The 19,457-nt window shown below is 39.2% G+C and carries 19 protein-coding genes and 1 tRNA gene; 2 read left to right on the top strand and 18 right to left on the bottom strand.

What is annotated here, in order from left to right; genetic code table 11:
- Nucleotides 1-152 precede the first annotated feature (152 nt).
- The 14 genes from I585_RS18770 to map all read right to left on the bottom strand — a co-directional run bounded on the left by I585_RS18770 (nt 153) and on the right by map (nt 13,968).
- Nucleotides 153-812 carry a DUF2922 family protein gene (locus tag I585_RS18770; RefSeq protein WP_010740451.1) on the bottom strand — a complete coding sequence of 220 codons (660 nt, stop codon included), beginning with the start codon at nt 810-812 and terminating at the stop codon, nt 153-155.
- Nucleotides 813-859: 47 nt separating this feature from the next.
- Nucleotides 860-1,243 (bottom strand): hypothetical protein, encoded by a 384-nt coding sequence (locus I585_RS18765; protein WP_010740452.1) that lies wholly within the window; start codon nt 1,241-1,243, stop codon nt 860-862.
- A 351-nt stretch (nt 1,244-1,594) separates the two neighbouring features.
- Nucleotides 1,595-2,854, bottom strand: a complete 1,260-nt coding sequence (locus I585_RS18760) for an EpaQ family protein (protein ID WP_010740453.1) — start codon at nt 2,852-2,854, stop codon at nt 1,595-1,597.
- Between the two features lie 20 nt (nt 2,855-2,874).
- Nucleotides 2,875-4,977, bottom strand: a complete 2,103-nt coding sequence (locus I585_RS18755; protein WP_010740454.1) for a DUF7657 domain-containing protein — start codon at nt 4,975-4,977, stop codon at nt 2,875-2,877.
- Nucleotides 4,949-5,815 carry a glycosyltransferase gene (locus I585_RS18750; protein WP_232089441.1) on the bottom strand — a complete coding sequence of 289 codons (867 nt, stop codon included), beginning with the start codon at nt 5,813-5,815 and terminating at the stop codon, nt 4,949-4,951. Before I585_RS18750 ends, I585_RS18755 begins: the two co-directional genes overlap by 29 nt.
- A gap of 9 nt (nt 5,816-5,824) precedes the next feature.
- A complete protein-coding gene (gene rfbD, locus I585_RS18745) occupies nt 5,825-6,670 on the bottom strand; it encodes a dTDP-4-dehydrorhamnose reductase (RefSeq protein ID WP_010740456.1) in 846 nt (281 codons plus the stop codon).
- Between the two features lie 58 nt (nt 6,671-6,728).
- Nucleotides 6,729-7,757, bottom strand: coding sequence for a dTDP-glucose 4,6-dehydratase (gene rfbB / locus I585_RS18740; protein ID WP_010740457.1), 1,029 nt, complete (start codon nt 7,755-7,757; stop codon nt 6,729-6,731).
- Between the two features lie 131 nt (nt 7,758-7,888).
- On the bottom strand, nt 7,889-8,461 hold the full coding sequence (rfbC, locus tag I585_RS18735) for a dTDP-4-dehydrorhamnose 3,5-epimerase (RefSeq protein WP_099050646.1): 573 nt from the start codon (nt 8,459-8,461) through the stop codon (nt 7,889-7,891).
- 11 nt (nt 8,462-8,472) lie between these two features.
- The gene (gene rfbA, locus I585_RS18730; protein ID WP_010740459.1) at nt 8,473-9,342 is read right to left on the bottom strand and encodes a glucose-1-phosphate thymidylyltransferase RfbA; all 870 of its coding nucleotides are present in this window, start codon (nt 9,340-9,342) and stop codon (nt 8,473-8,475) included.
- 152 nt (nt 9,343-9,494) lie between these two features.
- On the bottom strand, nt 9,495-10,232 hold the full coding sequence (locus I585_RS18725; protein WP_010740460.1) for a glycosyltransferase family 2 protein: 738 nt from the start codon (nt 10,230-10,232) through the stop codon (nt 9,495-9,497).
- 15 nt (nt 10,233-10,247) lie between these two features.
- Nucleotides 10,248-11,042, bottom strand: coding sequence for a glycosyltransferase (locus I585_RS18720; RefSeq protein ID WP_010740461.1), 795 nt, complete (start codon nt 11,040-11,042; stop codon nt 10,248-10,250).
- 15 nt (nt 11,043-11,057) lie between these two features.
- Nucleotides 11,058-12,176 (bottom strand): glycosyltransferase family 4 protein, encoded by a 1,119-nt coding sequence (locus tag I585_RS18715; protein ID WP_010740462.1) that lies wholly within the window; start codon nt 12,174-12,176, stop codon nt 11,058-11,060.
- Between the two features lie 88 nt (nt 12,177-12,264).
- Entirely contained in the window at nt 12,265-13,188 is a 924-nt protein-coding gene (locus I585_RS18710) for a YihY/virulence factor BrkB family protein (RefSeq protein WP_010740463.1), read from the bottom strand.
- Between the two features lie 15 nt (nt 13,189-13,203).
- The gene (gene map, locus I585_RS18705; protein WP_010740464.1) at nt 13,204-13,968 is read right to left on the bottom strand and encodes a type I methionyl aminopeptidase; all 765 of its coding nucleotides are present in this window, start codon (nt 13,966-13,968) and stop codon (nt 13,204-13,206) included.
- A 217-nt stretch (nt 13,969-14,185) separates the two neighbouring features.
- Here map and I585_RS18700 point away from each other — a divergent pair, with 217 nt between their 5' ends.
- On the top strand, nt 14,186-14,629 hold the full coding sequence (locus tag I585_RS18700) for a flavodoxin (RefSeq protein WP_010740465.1): 444 nt from the start codon (nt 14,186-14,188) through the stop codon (nt 14,627-14,629).
- A 111-nt stretch (nt 14,630-14,740) separates the two neighbouring features.
- A complete protein-coding gene (locus tag I585_RS18695; RefSeq protein ID WP_010740466.1) occupies nt 14,741-15,979 on the top strand; it encodes an aminopeptidase in 1,239 nt (412 codons plus the stop codon).
- Nucleotides 15,980-16,026: 47 nt separating this feature from the next.
- Here the strand turns inward: I585_RS18695 and I585_RS18690 are convergent.
- The 4 genes from I585_RS18690 to sfsA all read right to left on the bottom strand — a co-directional run bounded on the left by I585_RS18690 (nt 16,027) and on the right by sfsA (nt 19,227).
- Nucleotides 16,027-16,100: transfer RNA gene (locus I585_RS18690), tRNA-Arg, on the bottom strand.
- A 192-nt stretch (nt 16,101-16,292) separates the two neighbouring features.
- On the bottom strand, nt 16,293-17,471 hold the full coding sequence (locus tag I585_RS18685) for a DEAD/DEAH box helicase (protein WP_010740467.1): 1,179 nt from the start codon (nt 17,469-17,471) through the stop codon (nt 16,293-16,295).
- An 8-nt stretch (nt 17,472-17,479) separates the two neighbouring features.
- Nucleotides 17,480-18,481: a Gfo/Idh/MocA family protein gene (locus tag I585_RS18680; RefSeq protein ID WP_010740468.1), complete on the bottom strand. Its 1,002-nt coding sequence runs from the start codon at nt 18,479-18,481 to the stop codon at nt 17,480-17,482.
- Nucleotides 18,482-18,495: 14 nt separating this feature from the next.
- Nucleotides 18,496-19,227: a DNA/RNA nuclease SfsA gene (gene sfsA / locus I585_RS18675; RefSeq protein WP_010740469.1), complete on the bottom strand. Its 732-nt coding sequence runs from the start codon at nt 19,225-19,227 to the stop codon at nt 18,496-18,498.
- Nucleotides 19,228-19,457: the final 230 nt, after the last annotated feature.

Below are 19,457 nucleotides of genomic sequence, written 5' to 3'. Positions count from 1 at the left end.
AGATTTTTGATACTCTTTGTCTATCGATGCCTACGACAAATAGCCCGCCATTTCGGCGAGCTAAAATTTTTATTAAATTTTCTTTCCAAGTTAAAAATTCTGACTTTCTCCCATACCAACGTTGGATTTTCTAATGGGAAAAATGCAGCGAGCTACTCTCGCTTTCGGATTCGATCTAACAATCTTTTTCGTTTTTTCTTTGGTACATCTGGTGGAGCCTGCGCGATTTCCATATCCTGTGTTTCTGACTTCTTAAGTCTCTCTGTCAAAATAAGCCTCGTAGGCAATTCATTGTCCTCAATCTGAATATTTCCCAATGTATAGTCGTTGGGCATACAGGAAACAACTATTGACAAAGCATCGCTTTGAGTTAGTTCTCTTGGATTTACTTGTTCAGGTAGTTCGATGGTTTGGATCAATACATCGGGTTCTGGTTTCTCTTCCAAGACAACGAAATCATGAGCCATCTGAACCTCCTCCTGCTCGCGAATAGCTTGTCTAGGCTCTTCAACTACTGATACCGTTTCTTCTATTTGAACGTGTGATTCCGTATTGCTTAATGAGGAATCCGTCAATTCAACATGCGCATCGATGCGATCATCAAAAATAATCGTTTCTATTGTTTTGATTAGCGTCGCGTGACGAACCTTTTTAAATAAGCCGACACCATTCTTTTCAAATAGGTTCAACTTAGTCAATTTTGTTAAAGACGCTTTGATCTCTTCTCCGGTCTTCGTCAGATCGAAATTTTTCAACTGTAAATAATGGATTTTCCCATTACTTTTTTCGAATTCTGCTTTTAATGTGGTCATCGTCTCTTTCCTTTCTATTTTATTTCATACCGTTACTAGGTTCTTCGTCATGAACCGACTAATCCTGCCAAAGGTTCTTTAATAAATTGAGTATATAAAGTCCGGAGCTTTTCAGCGATATACGTTTTCGCGGGAAATAATTTAATAGATAATAGCCGCCATTCTTTTTTCTCGAAATATTCAGCAAAGTAAAGATAGTATCGTCGCATTGCCGCCGTAGAACGTGTGCGTAAGAAAATGTGTTGGACTAACTCCATCAGCATCATTGAAAAGTCTGCCTCGCACAACTCTTCTCTCACTTGAAGCGCTATCAATATTTCAATCGCACCATTACCGTCATTGGTCGTTTGGTAATAATTGTTTACTCGCTTTTCCAAGGTCTTGCGTGTTAAGGTAAAAAGCTGGTTTCTGCTTAACCCATATTCTTCCATATGTTCTTCCTTCTTTTTTAAGAATTATTTTCACCTGAGATCTCTATACACATAAAATAAGCCTTTTATAATGGGATTTTCAACACCATATTCTTTATTTTGAATTAAAATAAAAGTCTTGCCGCGATCTATTACCGTATTATTAATATACTCTCTCTTCATAAATAACAGCCGATTTTCTAATTCTCATATTCATTCTCCATAGATAATAGCTTTCTAATCTTTAAATGATTATCATCGATACTTATTTAAAACAAAAAAACATCTCAAACGAACTCTTTAACAATTGAGTTCATCTGAGATACTTCATTTTTCTATTCTACTAGGACAACTCGTCCGAAACCTAGCCTTTTAGCCTCGTCGGCTTTTGCGTGTCGGTCTCACCTCAAACGCTTCTTCTTCCGTTGGATCGAAAACATTTACCGAGTAATCATAAAAATCCTCATCTATTGGATTCTTTTGCCAAGCAAGTCCTAATAAACAAAACGTAATCGGAATCCAATATGGCGCCATCAATGTATCTTCCATCGTTGACTGCATAAGTACAGCAAAAAAAGCAATAATGAAGCTTAGTTGCGTTGCCTGTGTATCCTCTTTAACGATGATCAGCCAAACATTATATAAGATAAACATACTCATCAACACTAATCCAACTAAACCAAATTGACCTAGAGTTGCATTGTAACTATTATGATTTCCTAGAATCTGTTGGCCACGCTGAAACGTAAAGGGCGGCATGCCTACCAAGAACTGTTCCTTCACTTCAAACAAGGTATCGTAAAAATGTTTCCAAATATCTTCCCGTCCGGTAAACAAATCGATGCTGCTGGAGTTTGCCAAAAACAACGACAAAGGAAAGATGCCAATCAGAAAAACACTGTAGCCGATTCCGTATCCCCATTTGACCTTTTCTTTCAAAAAATTGGGCCATACATCAAAGAGTACAAACACTACAACTGCAATAAATGCAGCCTGTGATTGAACGACCCATGTACAAGCTAACGCAACAAGGTAAACTGGGTATTTTAAAATTCTTGCCCAGCTTCGTTCAAGTGACTGCAACAGCGTCGCCGCCAAAAAACTTGAGCACATCACACTGCTGCCGATGGTATTCGTATTGATCCAAATCTCCTGCAGCTTATTGCTTTTATCCCAAATGCTCATACCCGCAACTGGATCAGGAATCTCCGTAAATATTCGATAAGCTGTGATTAATAGAACCATTCCCATCAAACCAGCAAAGATCAGCCGTAATTCTTTTGTAAATTCGACTAATTTGAAATCCAATACTATCAAAATAATCAAAGCGATTGTAATATCCTGCAAGAAACCCGCCTGTCTTAGCTCATCAAACTGATGAAAAAAGATAATTGAAAGTATCCCGACACCAATCCAAATCAGATCCCCCAGCTTCAGACGATAAACGTTTAATAGCAAAACGATCGTTGCTCCGATAGGCATATAACGATTCATATTAGCATAGATATTGAACATTCCTTGAGTTCCAATACCCTTTGTCCAAAGGAAAAAGCACAGCAACGTCATTCCAATCAGAATACACGCACTAATTAAATTTAATAGATTTGATGTGCTTCTTTTTATTTGTATCATTTTTTTCCTCCGAACTTCGATTAATTAATATATCCATCTTCAGCTGGTGCTGGTTGAGGGATTTCTTGGTAATTATTCGTTCCGCCAATTGGGGCAATATCTACATCTGCTTCGGCTTGTGCTTCATCCGAAGTAAATGTTAAGCGATAAATCGTCCACTTATCCTTATCTGGACCATACAATTTTTCAAACTGCGCGTAATTCAATGCATTATAATCTTCAAGCGGCCGGTTACTGATTACATATTTAATCCCCAGCTTTTTACAATCGGTAAAATTAAGATTGACCGTAAAATTATCTGGTCGGTCCAAACGAAAATCCGTCTTTCCCTTATCAATAAATGCTCGTACGTGTGCATATCTATTATAATACTTTTCATTCTTATGCTTAGGATCAATTTTGTGCCATAATTTCATATCTGGGTAAAAACGGACTGAGTTGATCGTCTTGACTCCTAATGCCGGCGTAAAGTTGTAAAGATTATCTTCTGACAGCCATAGTGCATTCGGATCTTCTTTTTTGATCTTAACGATTTCTTCAGCCAATGTTTTCTTGTCAATTGCCCCTGTTCCATGAACGATTGGGTTCACCGAAATCCCGGAGACCAAAATGAGAATAGTCATTGCCAGTATAAAAAACTTCTTTAGTTTAAACAACAAAGCAAACATGATTAAAGCAAATACTACTAACGTCATAAAAATTTCAAAGTTATTGAAATACAATCCCATAATAGAGGATGTTACCGAATGAGTTGCCATAATCATAATAAGTCCTAAGAAAATCAATTTTATCCACCAAGGAATTTTTGTATATTCCCAAATAAAATTGATCATCCATAAAGACAGTAAGACAGCGCCGAAACCTAACGTTACTAAGCTGCGCGTGCTGGTTACATACGTCAGCATTAAAACTTTCGCAATGCCATGACTATAGCCAAAATATGTCCAGCCAAAAATAAAGAGACAGAACAGACCTAAGATTGCTCCCATGTATTTTTCTTCCCTGCCCTTTTTAGAAAAGAAAATAAATGGTGACAATAGGACTGTTAATGGAAGGAAGTTGAAGTAGGACGCAACTTCGCCATTATTCGTTCCATGGAAATTAAAATTATCAAACGGAATTTTCCAGTTTGTCAGGAATAAGAAGAAATCAGACTGCGGTCTTCCTCCGCCTTCAGCCTCTCGATGTCCTGGATAAATCGTATTAAGCGTCGCATCAATCGCGTCTTTTGATGTACTATAAAAATGGAAAAGAACAAAACCGATAATTCCCAATCCACCAATAATAATCGGCAGGTCCCAAATATCTAAAACCAGTTCTTTTCTGAAATGGATCAACGTTCCAAACAGCCAGAACAAAATCAGATAAACCAATGGTACCTGATGGGCCGGGTACAGCACCAGAACAAAACCAATCCCATTAATGACAATCAGCGCCATCATAAACAGCCGCATCAAAACATTTTCATGCTTCGCAATAAAATAATAACTTGCCACCATGATTGCCAATGTGAAAAACATCAGATCGCCCACATGCTGCATAAACCACCATTGAATTGACGGAGAAAAAGTAATCCAAAACGAGCCCAGCAACGACAAATATTTGTTGCGTTTCGTTAAAATCATAACCAGCTCAAAGCTCAATAGCAGCATACTGATGATTTTAAATCCCCAATAAAAAGAGAGCCCGCGTTCTTTTCCTAAAAAGAAAAAGCCCCAATTAAACGGTTTGCCGATCACAGTTAAATCCTTCACCGGTGAATTGTAGGCGATGATCATATTTTGCCCTTCTTTACCGTACTGCTTATTTACAACTGGATAGTCGCTTTCTGCTTGCGAGAAATAAAAAGGTGTTTGAACCATCCATTCATCTGAACGAACCTCACGATTTTCACCGAAGATCACATCCGATTTCTTATCATCACTTCGCTCAGAAACAATTTTGTCCCAAGAACCGATGGAACTCCCATTTAGATTTAATGCGATAATTATAATAAGAAAAAGTACCCCAATGATATATCGAAAACGAATAAATTGATCAATGAACCATAGAAAAGGATTTACTTTCGGTTTTTCATTATATGACGGTACTTCCCTAGTTCGCTTTTGTGTTCTTGATTCCATTATTTCCTCCTGAGAATAAAAATTTAAATGTGATCGTCCCATAATTGAATTTTCCAGTAATAAATTGTTTGCATCCTCGAAGAAATAGTTGTCTACGATACCGCGCAAGTAATTGTGTTTTATATAAAGAATAATAGCATTTTTCAGCCTGTAAAATTGCTCGATAGCGAGAAAAATTCATACTGTTGGCATAATCTAACACCGATAACCGATGATTCAGTTCACTTGACAAGATATTGATCTGGCGTTTTTCACTGAGAATACGCCAACTCATCCAATGATCTAAATAGTCCAACGGAAAAACTAGATTGTATCCACCTATCTCCCGTAAAAAACTCATGCGCAGTGCCGTCCCCGAATTGATTATCATCACGTCGCTTGAATAGGAATGATTGCTTTGAGGTAATACTTTATGTAATGGACGTAATGTATCGCTGCGGACTGGTGAAATCTGCTGTTCATGATCTTTAATAACTGGAGCTATCGCTGCTACTGATTTTGGCACATTGGACGCCTTCGTTATCAGTTCTTCTAGATACTCTCTTGTGAGTGTCGTATCTTGGTCCAGGGTCAATAACCACTCTGACTCTTTAGCGCTTTGATCCGCTGCGTAATTGTATGCTTGAGCCAACCCAATATTTTTAGGACTGTGGTAATAACAAAAACGTTTATCTAATCCTTGCGGCACACTTGCCTGTTCGCTATTATCAAAAATCAGAACCCTTCTGATTTCTAAAAAGTTATTTGAAGCAAGAAGTTTGTTCAAACTTGTGATCGTAGACGAGTCTGAAAATGTCATCTTATACAAAACTATCACTAATTCGAACAAACTTTTCACCTCCAATTTTTATTGTTTCGCTTCTAATTCAAGAAAACTTGCTAACGCTTCTTGCCAAGTCGGAATTTCAAAGCCTAGAGCTTTGGCTTTACTTAGATCCATAATTGAATATTGCGGACGAGTTGCTTTTTGCGGATACTCTTCTGAAGTTACAGGAGCAACTTCTACTTTTGTATCTTTTAGGATCTCTTTAGCAAATTCGTACCAAGAACAACTATCTTCATTTGATAAATGATACACCCCGAAAGGCGCCTTCTTCTCAATAACAAAAGTCATGAACTCAGCTAATGTACGTGTCCACGTTGGACGTCCGAATTGATCATTGACAACTGTTAAGCGATCATGAGTCTTAGCCAAATTCTGCATTGTATAAATGAAATTATGTCCGTAAATACCAAATACCCAAGAAGTACGAATGATATAATAATCATCCATGATTTCTTGAACGGCTTTTTCCCCTAAAAGTTTAGTTCGGCCGTATTCACTTAATGGATTCGTTGTATCATCCACTTGATACATGCCATCTTTTTTCTTCCCATCAAAAACATAGTCCGTACTAATGTAGATCAACGTTGAACCAGCGGCTTTGGCTGCTTCTGCCACATTACGTGTTCCTTCAACATTGATTAATTCATCTAATTCCTTGCCTTCATCTTCGGCTTTATCAACAGCAGTGTAGGCTGCACAATGATAAATGATTTCTGGCTTCATATCATTAATAAATGTATTTGTTGCTTCTTTATCGGTAATATCTAACTGATCGGCATCTGTTGAAACATAGTCCAGTTTCTTTTCATCCAGCAATTGACGTAGCTCAGTTCCTAATTGTCCGTGTCCACCTGTAATTAAGATCATCTATATCTACTCCTTTTCTCAAAAAAAGGCAGGATGCACCTGCCTGATTCAATTTGTATTATTGGCCGTTTTTCGCATAATTGCTTTCAACAGCTTCTTTTTCAGCACGCCACCAATCTTCATGCTCGGTATACCATTTGATCGTATCTTTTATCCCAGCTCGGAAGTTAGTGAATTCTGGTGTCCAACCTAATTCCTCACGTAATTTAGTAGAATCGATTGCATAACGCAAATCGTGTCCTGCACGATCTTTTACATGATCGTAAGCATCTTTTGATTGGCCCATTTCTTCTAAAATGATTTCCATGACCGTTTTATTGTCTTCCTCACCATCGGCACCAATCAAATAAGTTTCTCCGATTTTGCCTTTAGTTAAGATCGCCCATACGGCTGAAGAATGATCATTCGTATGAATCCAGTCGCGTACATTTTTACCATCACCATATAGTTTTGGCCGAATACCGCTCAAAACATTTGTGATTTGACGTGGAATGAATTTCTCAATATGCTGATACGGTCCATAATTATTGGAACAGTTTGAGATCGTTGCTTGCAAGCCAAATGAGCGAACCCAAGCTTTAACCAGCAAATCTGAACCAGCTTTAGTTGATGAGTAAGGACTTGATGGATTATAAGGCGTTTCCGAAGTAAATTTTTCGCCTGCGCCTTCACCATGTCCTGGCAAATCTTCTCTTAGTGGAAGATCGCCATATACTTCATCAGTCGAAACATGATGATAACGAACATTGTTTTTACGACACGCTTCAATCAGTGTGTAGGTTCCAATAATATTTGTTTGTACAAATGGAAATGGATCCTTCAATGAGTTGTCATTATGAGATTCAGCCGCATAGTGAACAACTGCATCCGTATCTTGGACTAAACGTTCAACTAGTTCAGCATCTGCAATATCACCAACAACTAATTCTACGCGATCTTCGGGAAGACCAGCAAGGTTTTCCTTATTTCCTGCATATGTCAATTTGTCTAAGACTGTTACATGGATTTCTGGATGATTGTTTACAACATAATGAACGAAGTTTGAGCCGATAAAACCCGCTCCGCCTGTTACGATAATATTTTTCATCTATACTTTACTCCTATTTCGTATTAAAGTACTCATTTTTCTAAAATCTAAAAATAAGTTTGATTCTCAACACGCAGATCATTCAGTTAGGCCTTTGCTTCTTCTATTCCACAAAAACGGAACTACTATCCTTAAATTTCACCATATACGAAAGGATTCTCAGCTTCGAACTCTTTCAACGTTGGTTGTTTCGCGTCTTTTTCAGATGTGATCGCCTTTTCAATATCAATTGGCCAATCAATCGCCAAATCTGGATCAGCGAATGAGATTCCTCCGTCGGCCTCCGCGTCATAGTAGTTGTCACATTTATACATAAAGTTAACATTTGGAGTCAACGTTACGAATCCATGAGCAAAACCGCGAGGAACTAGTAATTGACGGTGGTTGTGTTCTGAAAGGATATAGCCTTCCCACTTACCATACGTTGGACTGCCTTTACGGATATCTACGATTACGTCAAGAACCGCACCCGTTACGACACGAATCAATTTGGTTTGTGCGGAGCTGCCTTTTTGGAAATGCAATCCCCGTAAGACGCCCGGCTGTGTTGATAATGAGTGATTATCTTGAATAAAATCAAAATCAATCCCAGCAGCCTTAAATGCTTCCACTGAATAACTTTCAGTGAAGAAACCGCGATGATCGCCAAATACGGCAGGTTCAATAATCTTAACATCTGTTAAATTCGTTTCTGTTACTTTGATTTTTCCCATGCTTAATCCTCTTTTGCTAAACGTAGTAAGTATTGTCCGTACTGATTTTTCTTCAATGGCTGAGCCAGTTCAATCAAGTTCTCTTTAGTGATATAGCCCATTCGATAAGAAATTTCTTCTAGACATGCTACCTTTAAATTTTGTCGTTTTTCAATCGTTGAAATAAACGTTGATGCTTCTAATAGAGACTCGTGAGTACCAGTATCTAGCCAAGCAAATCCACGGCTCATTACTTCAACTGATAACTTATTGCGTTTCAAATATTCCTTGTTCACATCAGTGATTTCCAGCTCACCACGTTCTGAAGGCTGGATGTTTTTCGCAATCTCAACCACATCATTGTCATAAAAATATAACCCTGTTACAGCATAATGTGATTTTGGTTTTTCAGGTTTCTCTTCAATTGAAACAGCCTGCATCTCATCATCGAACTCCACCACACCAAATCGTTCAGGATCATTGACGTGATAACCAAACACTGTTGCGCCTTCTGTTTTCTTCGCCGCACGCTGCAGCATCCGTGATAGTCCATCACCGTAGTAAATATTGTCTCCTAAAACTAAGCAGACGCTATCGTCCCCAATGAACTCTTCACCAATAATAAAGGCTTGAGCCAAGCCGTCTGGACTCTCTTGTACCGCATATTCGATGTGAATACCTAATTCGTGTCCATCACCAAAAAGATTTTCAAAACGCGGTGTATCCTGCGGTGTTGAGATAATCAAAATTTCGTTGATTCCCGCTAACATCAATGTAGACATTGGATAGTAGATCATAGGTTTATCATAAACTGGCATTAACTGTTTCGAAGTTGCTTTGGTTAGAGGGTACAAGCGTGTACCGCTGCCCCCGGCTAAAATGATTCCTTTCATACTTACGCTCCCTGTTCCTAATAGTGTATTTATTTTTGCCACAAAAGGATTAAGACGATCAGTAACTCAAACTGTAACAGATAGAACTGTCATCCTTTTTTCTGCATACGAACACATTATACCTGATGTTGAGTATTAGAAAAATCGTTTTGCTACTTTTTTTTAATTTCTTTTATTCTTTTTCGGACTAGCTGCAAAGCATTCCAGCGCCATTTGAACTGTTGAACCCGTGATGCGGTCGTCTTGATCTCCGATGCATTTAATCCATGGCGACGGTAATAAACCAATTGTTCAGGAATAAAAACAACCCCCCGATAATAATCCGCAAGCAGTCCAATCCACATATCATGCATGGGTACTTCAGCAGGAATCGGCAAAACAATTTCTTTCAACTCAGATCTGAAGGCCATCCCTGCACCAATATAACTGCTTTTCACAATGTTATGCCAAAACCCGGAGTGAGTATGGCGCATCGCTTGATAGGAAGGTACTAAGATTTCAAGATCATTATCCACGATAATTAAATCAGAAATGACCACTTTAGTTTTCGGATTCTCAAAATACGGCAGCGTCTTTTCAACTTTATCAAGATGCCAAATATCATCCTGATCGCTCAGAAAAATGATTGGATGAGCACTTTGCTGGATAGCATTCGCAAAATTCGCGATTAAACCTTTTCCGTCATTTTGAAAAAGTCTCACTCGCGGATCTTTTGCCTTTAACTCTAATAAAAATTCCCACGTTCCATCGGTTGAATGGTCGTCGGAAATAATCAACTCGTCATGTTCTGAAAGTTGTGGGAATATGCTGTTCAATTGTTCCTCAATAAAGTGACGGCCGTTGTATGTCGCCATACAAACGGAGATTCGCGTCTTGGGCTGCTTTTGCATTCCCTACCTCCAAAATTAAAAAAATTGCCAGCCCCACTTTTGAAAATACTTTCTCATGGACTGTAAAAAGATAAAAAACAGTTTTCGACTCTTGACCGCTCCACGTTCGTATAAGTGAACGACTGTAAATTGCGGGCTATAAACCGCCTTGTATCCAGCCTGTTCCATTTTACGACAAAGGTCATTGTCTTCAAAATACATGAAGTAACGCTCGTCAAAGCCATCGATCTCATTGAATTTCGCCAAATCGGCCACCATAAAGCTGCCGGAAATCATTCGTACCAAACTATCTTGATCATCCGGTAAATCGCGGCACTCAAATTTAGCCAAACGTTTTGCAAAGAGCTTTTTAACAAACTTAAATGGAATGAAACGCAGCATGTAATCAAATACATTCAAATGATTGCGTATTAAATATTGTGTCGTTCCATCTTCATTCAAAATTTTTGGCGCCAGCAACCCGCATTCTGGTTGTTCAGCCAAATGATTTGTCATTTCTTTTAAATGATTTTCAGAGAGGATGATGTCTGGATTAAAGATGATCCCATAGCCATCAGTTCCCAAAAGGTTGGCGTTATGACCGAACCCAAAGCCTTTATTCTCTTCGTGGAAAATTATCTTTATGAATGGATAAGCAAGATAGCTCTCTAAATGCTTGCGATAATCCGCTTCTGAAGCATTATCAAAAATTCTAATTTGAATCGTCTGATCTTCACCTAACGTTTCAATCAGTGAGTCCAAACTCAAAAAGATCTTGTCACTGTTGTGGGTCACGATGCTGACAGTCACATTCGTATCATTCATATTCATAACGGACGCCAACACTCATTTCTTAAAATATTTATGCAATACTTGCGAACGGTATTCCTTGTTTCCGAAGAAACGGAAGCTTTTCGTAATAAAGCTGTATTTTTCACTGATTAATCCAATAAGTTCTAATAAGAATGTCAAAGCAAAAACCATCGCGACAATCAGAACAATCGTCCCAACTTGACTTGTATAGTTCAGTAACAATGCCGAAAATGAGAACAACACAGCGATTGCATAAATCGTCAACACGGCACCACGATGGGTAAACCCAAGGTTTAGCAGTCGATGATGCAGATGCTGTTTATCCGCAACTGAGATCGGCATATTTTTAGCCTTCCGACGAACCATTGCAAAAAAAGTATCCGTCACTGGAACACCTAAGATGATCAACGGTGTGATCAAAGAAATAAACGTGACATTTTTTAGTCCCTGTAATGTCAGTACAGACATCATAAAGCCCAAGAACAATGCCCCCGTATCCCCCAAATAAATCTTGGCAGGATGGAAATTGTATGGAAAGAACCCCATGATACTTGCCACTAAACAAAAAATTGCTAACGAAATATAAACGGTTGAAGAATGCAGGAAAAAGTATCCAATCACACCAATTGTCGTCAAACTGATAATCGATACTCCTGATGCCAAACCATCCAAGCCATCAATCAAATTCAGTGCATTGGTAATACCAAAAATCCAAAATAATGTTGCTGGCAAACTCAGCCATTCAAGATTGATTCGACCAAACAATGGCGCCGTGAAAAAATCAAACTGAATATCTGCATAAAAATAAATGACCAATCCAGCTAGGAGGATTCCGACACTTTTTTGTCTAGGAGTCAGTTCATACTTGTCGTCTAAAAGACCTGTAATAACGATGATTAAGCCACCGATTAAAATCTTGCTGATATAATCGAATGGAATCACGTTGCGAAATAGAATTAATGAAGAAATAGCAAAAGTAATAAAAATCGGCAGACCACCCGCGCTAGGCATCGGCACTTCATTCATCCGACGCGCATTAGGATTATCAACCAATCCTGTTTGCACCGAAATTATTTTAAAAATCGGGGTCAAAATCAACGCGATCAAGAAGGTCAAAAAATACTTAATGATCAGCCCGAGTGATACTAACATATTGCCACCTACCTTTTTAACTAAAATTATTATATAGGATTCAACGCTCTTTACAAGGTTCTTCTAGAATCTTTCAAAAATCTTGAGATTATTTTTTCTTTTTAATGAAACGATCCTTCAATCTATTGAACCATTTGTTGACTCGATTAGAGCCTTCTGTAACCTCTTGCCCCGTACGATATTCCTCGATTGCCACATTTAATACGCCGCCAAATATGATAATCGTCGCAGCAAAATTCAACCAAAACATCAAAACGATAAAACTTCCAATGATTTGATAACCGGAGACGCGCTGCGCGAAGGTCTGAGCATAGATGCTAAACCCTTGTGCCAGAACAATCCAGCCAACTGTCGCAAATATCGTTCCTGGCAGAGCATATTTAATACGCACATGCGCATTAGGAATGACGATATATAAACCGCCCAAGATAACCAGCAGACCTATCAACGTGACAGGCCACCGCAAAGTCAAAAAGGTATCAATAATATCAGGTGAAAAACGTAATAATTGCTGTAATGCGTCCAAAATTACTTGCCCTGCACTAAAGAATAGCGCGACAGCGATAATTGCCATCATTAAAATACCGACGATCCCTACCGATACGATTCGACTGATAACAAAGTTCCCTCGGTTCTCAACACCATAAGCCCGATTCAAGGCTGTTTGCAGTGCATTGATGCCTCGACTAGATGACCATAATGCCGCCAAAACTGAGATAGACAGCATACCGCCGGAAGTATTTTCCAATAGTCCAGTAATCGCTGGCTTCAAAAAGCTGAAAACATTTGGCGGAATAGCCTCGCTTAGGTAAGGCAAAACCGTTGCTGGTGTAATATTGAAGTATGGCAGCAGATTGCCGACAATGATCAATATTGGAAAAAAGGACAGCAACAAATAATAGGCAACTACCACGGAGCGGTCGCCTATTTCTGTCTCTGCTAAATGTTTTTGGATCGATTGGATAAAATCCATTAGTTTTTTATTCTTCTTAATTTTATCTATTGGTCCCATAAATCCCTCGTCGTTTTAATAAGTTCCTTCTTCGCCTTGTGAAGTCAAAATTTTTGGTCCTTCTTTCGTGATCGCCAAAGTGTGTTCATATTGCGCACACCAGCCGCCATCACGTGTATAAGCAGTCCAGCCATTTGGATCCATCTTCATTTGCCAAACACCGGTATTGATCATTGGTTCAATCGTGATGACCATACCTTCTCTTAAGCGTAATCCTTTTCCGGCAACACCATAATGCGGGATCGCTGGTTCTTCATGAATCGTTGGGCCAATGCCGTGTCCAACAAAATCACGTACGACTGAAAAACCTTCGCCTTCAGCATATGTTTGGATTGCATGCCCGATATCGCCGATTCGATTTCCAACCTGTGCTTGTTCAATTCCTAAATACATGGCTTTTTTAGTTACTTCCATCAAACGTTCGATTTCAGGTGAGACTTCTCCTACTGCATAAGACCAGCAAGAATCTGACATAGCCCCTTTGTATTCGACACACATGTCCACTTTGATTAAATCACCTTTTTTTAAGGCTTTATTTCTTGGGAATCCGTGACAAATCTCATCATTGATACTGCAGCACGTCGCATATTCGTAGCCTTCAAAACCAATTTGTGCAGCGATACCGCCGTGGCTTTCAATAAAGTTTTTAACAAATTTCTCAATTTCCATACTCGTGACACCGGGTTTTATAAAATCCCGTAAATGGCGATGGACATCAGCCAATAATTCGCCTGACTCATTCATCATTTCAATTTCACGGGGTGATTTTAACGTAATCATGCTCTCGTCTCCTTATTTCTATTAAAATGTATTTATTATTCTGGTGAAAATATTTTCGTAGATCATCCAGTAAAATCTGGACGAACATCCTTTTTCATCTTGTCCATTTTAACATAACCCCATAAAGCGAACAAATGGTTAGAAGTCTGCGTTTTCCTTTTGAATTAAGTTTGGTATAATTGGCTTAAATTTAGCTTAAAGCTAAGGAGGAATTTTTTTGACATTAGCAAAAATCGTTTATGCCAGTATGACTGGAAATACCGAAGAAATCGCCGACATTGTCGCTGAAGCTTTCGAAAATCTGGATTTTGAAGTAGAAATCGATGAATGTACACAAGTCGAGGCGGAAGATTTTCAAGACGCGGATATTTGTGTCGTTGTAACATATACCTATGGTGAAGGCGATCTGCCTGATGAAATCGTTGACTTTTATGAAGATCTGCAAGAGCTAGATCTAAGCGGAAAAATTTTCGGCGTCTGCGGTTCAGGGGATACCTTTTACGATCAATACTGTAAATCTGTTGATGACTTCGATGCAGCCTTTGAAAAAACTGGCGCAACTCGCGGGGCCGACAGTGTAAAGGTTGAGATGGCAGCAGAGGAAGAAGACATTGAGAATTTAGAAGCCTTCGCAAAGAAAGTTGCTGAAGCAGTGGCTTGATTTAGCTCAAGGATGTACCAAGACTATTTGGTGCATCTTTTTTTGAACGCATTTTCTTTTGAGAAAATCTAAGAAATGCTAGAATGAGATTAACGAAACGGAGGGATAGGAATGGTCTTACCTAATTTTGATACATTGTTAAAAAAATACGCTCACTTGATTGCAACCGTTGGTGTAAATGTCCAAAAAGAAGACACAGTTGTCGTTTATGCCAGTGTTGAACAAGCACCCTTGGCCCGACTTGTCACAAAGGAAGCTTACCAATTAGGTGCCGCAGAGGTTATCGTTCAGTGGAATGATGACGAAATCCAACGAGAGTTTTTGAGCCATGCCGCAGACGATCGGATCAATGAAGTTCCCGCCTATAAGGTGGATGAGGCAAATACGTTTGCTGAAAAACGCGTAACTCGAATCAGCATTGTTTCGCAAAATCCAGATGCCTTGTTGGGCGTAGATACAAAGCGCGTAGCTGCCTTCCAATCAGCACGAGGAAAAGCCTTGCAAGCCATAATGGAGGCCACGCAATCGAACAAATTGCGTTGGACAGTCGTAGCCGCTTCTAGTCCCGCTTGGGCACAGAAGGTTTTTCCTGAACTAACATCAACAGAAGAACAGGTTGATAAACTTTGGGATGAAATCTTCAAGACCACACGCATTTATGCAGATGATCCCATCAAGGCTTGGGAAAAACACGACGCAACGATGCGTGAACAAGCTGAACGTTTAAACAAAGAACAATTTTATGCCCTTCATTACACTGCTCCTGGCACAGATATCGTGATTGGTTTACCAGAAAATCATGTTTGGGAAGGCGCTGGCAGTTTTGCTGCAGATGGCAAAGAGTTTATGGCTAACATGCCGACAGAAGAAGTCTTCACTGCACCCGATCGCAATCGCGTTGATGGCGTCATTACTAGTACAAAACCATTGAGTTATGCTGGAACAACCCTAAACGAAATGAAATTCACTTTTAAAGATGGAAAAGTTGTGGAGTTTTCTGCGAAAGATGGTGCCGATGTCTTGGCCTCATTATTAGATATCGACGAAGGCGCCAAACATCTGGGAGAAGTTGCCTTAGTCCCAGATCCTTCACCTATCTCTCAATCGGGAATTACATTCTTTAATACGCTTTTTGATGAAAATGCGTCGAACCACTTAGCACTTGGTGCCGCTTATCCTTTCAGCGTTGAGGGCGGAACTGAAATGTCTAAAACGGAATTAGCTGATGCTGGTCTAAATAGCAGCCAAACCCATGTTGATTTCATGGTGGGATCTGCACAGATGGATATCGACGGCATTCGTAAAGATGGAACTAAAGTCCCTATCTTCAGAAATGGTGATTGGGCTTAATGAAATCAAAAATACCCACTTAGAAAATTTTCTAAGTGGGTATTTTATGTTCTCGACTGGAATCGAACCAGCGACCTATCGCTTAGGAGGCGATCGCTCTATCCTACTGAGCTACGAGAACATGCCTATATCATTGTAGCGATTTTAACTTATTTTAGCAAGATGGCTAACTTAAATTTAATGAAGTTAGCCGAAATAAAGAAAAGAAAGCGCTCGTCAATTGTTACTAATTAATGAATTTTTCTCATCTAAGAATTCAAATCATTTTCGTTCATGATGGACTCGATTAATCTACTAAAAAAAAAGAAAAGACTTATTTACGTCTTTTCCCTTTACTCTTTTTGCTTTTCTTCTTTTTGGGATCACTTTGCTTTATCGGTTCTTCCGTTAGTAATTCTCCTCCGAATAAATAGATCGGTGCTAACGTCAAATTAAGTTTCTTAGCTATTTTAGTTAAATCCGTTTTTTCTTGTGGTGTGACAAAAGTAATCACCACTCCCGTTTTCCCCATTCGTCCTACGCGTCCTGCACGGTGCAGGTAGCTCTCTTCACTCAATGGAACATTCGCATTAATCACAAATGGCAAAGACTCAATGTCTAATCCGCGACTGGCTAAATCTGTCGTCAACAACCCTAACGCTTGATGCTTTTTGAATTGTTCGATCGCACTTTTACGAGACATTTTTGATTGATCTGACGCAAGACTCACAACCGGTAAATGATGGAAAAGTAATTTTTCCTCGGCACTTCCCATATCGCTTAACTGATTAAAGAAAATCATTCCCCAAAAAGCAGGCAGATTCAGCAGACGGCGTAATTGGTCGACTTTTTTTCGATCGCTGGTTTCCAAATAGAAATGCTGTACCTCACCTTGGCTATCGTCTTCCTTTGAAACATCTATTACCAATAAATCAGATTCAAAATTATTCAATTCATCTAAAACAGTATCCGCCGTGGCAGAAAAATATAGATGCTGAGCGTCGTTATCGCTGGCTTTCAGAATTTTTTGAATCAGTTGCAGACTTTGCCCTTGAATTAGTTGATCGACCTCATCAAAGACCAAGGTTTTGATGTTTGGTGTTTTGATTTTTTTAGCTGTGATTAATTCTAAGACACGGCCTGGAGTACCAATCAATAGTTCTGGTTTTTTCTTTAGTGCGTCTTGTTGCCGTTTTACATTGGCGCCACCAATCAAAGGCTGTACTTTCATGCCTGAACCAGCCAACCACTTACGAGCCACTTCAACCACTTGCATCGCCAATTCCTGTGAAGAAGTTAAGATTAAAACCTGACTAGGCTTACCTGCCTCAAGTTGATTGATTAGCGGCAATAAATAAGCCAGCGTTTTGCCGCTGCCGGTCGGAGCAATCCCAACAAGATTGGCGCCTTCGATAATTGGTGTATATACTTTTGATTGGATCAATGCAGGTTTTTGAAAGCCTGCCTCGTTCCAATTTTCTTGTAAAAATGGGACAAAATCCTGATTATTCATAATTTCCTCTATTTCTCGTCGGCATCAAAAATAATGCCCGCACTTTTTCGCATATCATAAATTACTTGGTTCACGTTACGGGACAATTCAACCCACGCTTCATAATCGGTACCTAACTTGCGATCGGTTGGATTTAAGATTACTTGTGCAAACTCTGCTGCTTCTTCCACCATCGGATTTTCCAATTGATGAACGTTTAGTTTTTCTCTGCGTTGATGATTACGATCATGGAAAATTGCCTCATCGATCGAATTGACTGCATTCAGTACCAGCGTTCCATTTGCCAGATAAATTTCTGATTGTTGGAAACTGTCACCGATCTTGCCTGTTCGAATAGTGATGTCAAAATTTTCATAACGCAAAATACCCGTTCCAATTCCATCAACACCGGTCGAAATTTTTTGTCCAAAATAAATGCTTTCTTTCGGCATACCAAACCAAGCCAAGGCGGCATAGATTGGATATACGCCTAAGTCCGCTAATGCTCCTCCTGAAAAATGAGGTGAAAAAATATTGGGTTCTTGACCATCCAACACTTGATCATAGCGTGAAGAGTATTTCATAAAACTGAAGTCCGCACCAATGATCTGGTCCTTCATCGGTAGAAAATCAGCTACTACTTTGAAGGCTTTCTCATGAATATTACGGGCTGCTTCAAAGAAAAAGACCTTTTTCTGATTCGCTAGTTCAATAATTTCATCCATTTCCTTAGGTGTTGAAAAGGCCGGCTTTTCTACGATAACATTTTTTCCAGCTAAAATTCCTTGCTTCGCTTGTTCAAAATGCAAGCTGTTTGGTGAAGCAATGTAGACTGTATTCAAATGTTCGATACCGAAAAAAGTATCCAGATTTGTCGCATATTCAACATCACCATATTTTTCACCAAACTTTTGTGCCGTCTCTAAACGTCGTGAATAAATTGCGGCTAACTGGTAACTCCCTGTTTCATGTGCTGCTTGAACAAATTGATCGGTGATCCAATTTGTGCCGATGATACCTAAATTAATCATGCTTTTTCCGCCTTTCATTGATTTGGATCAATAAATTTTTGTTTCAAATCAAAGGGAACAGCCTCTTTGATCGAAATAGTCTCCTGATCTACCTCACAATTATACGCTAAAATCCGTACGCCGTCTGCCTCAGCCTTACCCACTGCTTCATAAAGCGCTGGCTGCATCTCACGGTGTATCGTGGCTGCTGAAATCACCGGAAATTGTACTACGAATAAGACATAACAGTGATAGCCCATGGTTTGGGCTAATCGCAGTTCTTCTACATGTTTCAGTCCTCTCACTGTCGGTGCATCAGGAAAAGCACCTATCCCGTGATTTTCCAATGTCATACCCTTCACTTCTACGAATCCTTTTTCCTGCTGATCCGTTTCAAAATAAATATCGAATTTCGAATGTTCAAAGGTGTATTCTCGTTTTAAATAATTAATTGAGCCTTTTAAATCTGGTAATTGAACCTTGCCAGCTAAAATCCCCTCAGCTACTAGTGCATTTGGTATTTGCGAATCAATATTGATCCACATCTCCCCTTTTTTGACCGCGATCAAATCATAAGCCGTTTTGCGTTTTTCTGATGGCTGATGATTTACAGACACCAGGGTATCAGGCAGTAGTAATTCTTTGCTACGTCCTGTGTTTTTTACATGGGTAATAATTTCTTCGCCTGTCTCCACTAATCGACAGCGAGCGATAAACCGATTGCTTCTTTCAATAAAAATAGCCAAGTGAATTGCTGAATACTTCATTTTTTATCAAAATCCTTCTAAAAAAAGTTAAATAGTCCTTAAGCCTGATGGAAAGATGACAGACTTTATTATATAGTATAACAAAGCCTGTGTGAAAGGATTTCAGTAATGCTTTTTCAGTTTCTTCGGAGAAAGTTGATTATCCCTAAATAGGACTAGGTGAAGGATATTTAACGGAAAAGCCCTTCGGCTCGAAAAAACACTGTTTTTTTGAAAATTGTATCCGTTAA

It is taken from the genome of Enterococcus malodoratus ATCC 43197, assembly GCF_000407185.1.
GTDB classification, from domain to species: domain Bacteria; phylum Bacillota; class Bacilli; order Lactobacillales; family Enterococcaceae; genus Enterococcus_A; species Enterococcus_A malodoratus.
Note: the sequence above shows the minus strand (reverse complement) of the source record. Positions and strands in the feature narration are given on the sequence as shown.

Coding starts and splice junctions, on each gene's coding strand:
- I585_RS18695 (WP_010740466.1), top strand. CDS start 14,741: ATGGTCTTACCTAATTTTGATACATTGTTAAAAAAATACGCTCACTTG.
- sfsA (WP_010740469.1), bottom strand. CDS start 19,227: ATGAAGTATTCAGCAATTCACTTGGCTATTTTTATTGAAAGAAGCAAT.
- I585_RS18720 (WP_010740461.1), bottom strand. CDS start 11,042: ATGAATATGAATGATACGAATGTGACTGTCAGCATCGTGACCCACAAC.
- I585_RS18710 (WP_010740463.1), bottom strand. CDS start 13,188: ATGGGACCAATAGATAAAATTAAGAAGAATAAAAAACTAATGGATTTT.
- I585_RS18770 (WP_010740451.1), bottom strand. CDS start 812: ATGACCACATTAAAAGCAGAATTCGAAAAAAGTAATGGGAAAATCCAT.
- I585_RS18715 (WP_010740462.1), bottom strand. CDS start 12,176: ATGTTAGTATCACTCGGGCTGATCATTAAGTATTTTTTGACCTTCTTG.
- rfbA (WP_010740459.1), bottom strand. CDS start 9,342: ATGAAAGGAATCATTTTAGCCGGGGGCAGCGGTACACGCTTGTACCCT.
- I585_RS18755 (WP_010740454.1), bottom strand. CDS start 4,977: ATGGAATCAAGAACACAAAAGCGAACTAGGGAAGTACCGTCATATAAT.
- I585_RS18725 (WP_010740460.1), bottom strand. CDS start 10,232: ATGCAAAAGCAGCCCAAGACGCGAATCTCCGTTTGTATGGCGACATAC.
- I585_RS18765 (WP_010740452.1), bottom strand. CDS start 1,243: ATGGAAGAATATGGGTTAAGCAGAAACCAGCTTTTTACCTTAACACGC.
- I585_RS18680 (WP_010740468.1), bottom strand. CDS start 18,481: ATGATTAATTTAGGTATCATCGGCACAAATTGGATCACCGATCAATTT.
- rfbB (WP_010740457.1), bottom strand. CDS start 7,757: ATGAAAAATATTATCGTAACAGGCGGAGCGGGTTTTATCGGCTCAAAC.
- map (WP_010740464.1), bottom strand. CDS start 13,968: ATGATTACGTTAAAATCACCCCGTGAAATTGAAATGATGAATGAGTCA.
- I585_RS18760 (WP_010740453.1), bottom strand. CDS start 2,854: ATGATACAAATAAAAAGAAGCACATCAAATCTATTAAATTTAATTAGT.
- I585_RS18685 (WP_010740467.1), bottom strand. CDS start 17,471: ATGAATAATCAGGATTTTGTCCCATTTTTACAAGAAAATTGGAACGAG.
- rfbD (WP_010740456.1), bottom strand. CDS start 6,670: ATGATCTTAATTACAGGTGGACACGGACAATTAGGAACTGAGCTACGT.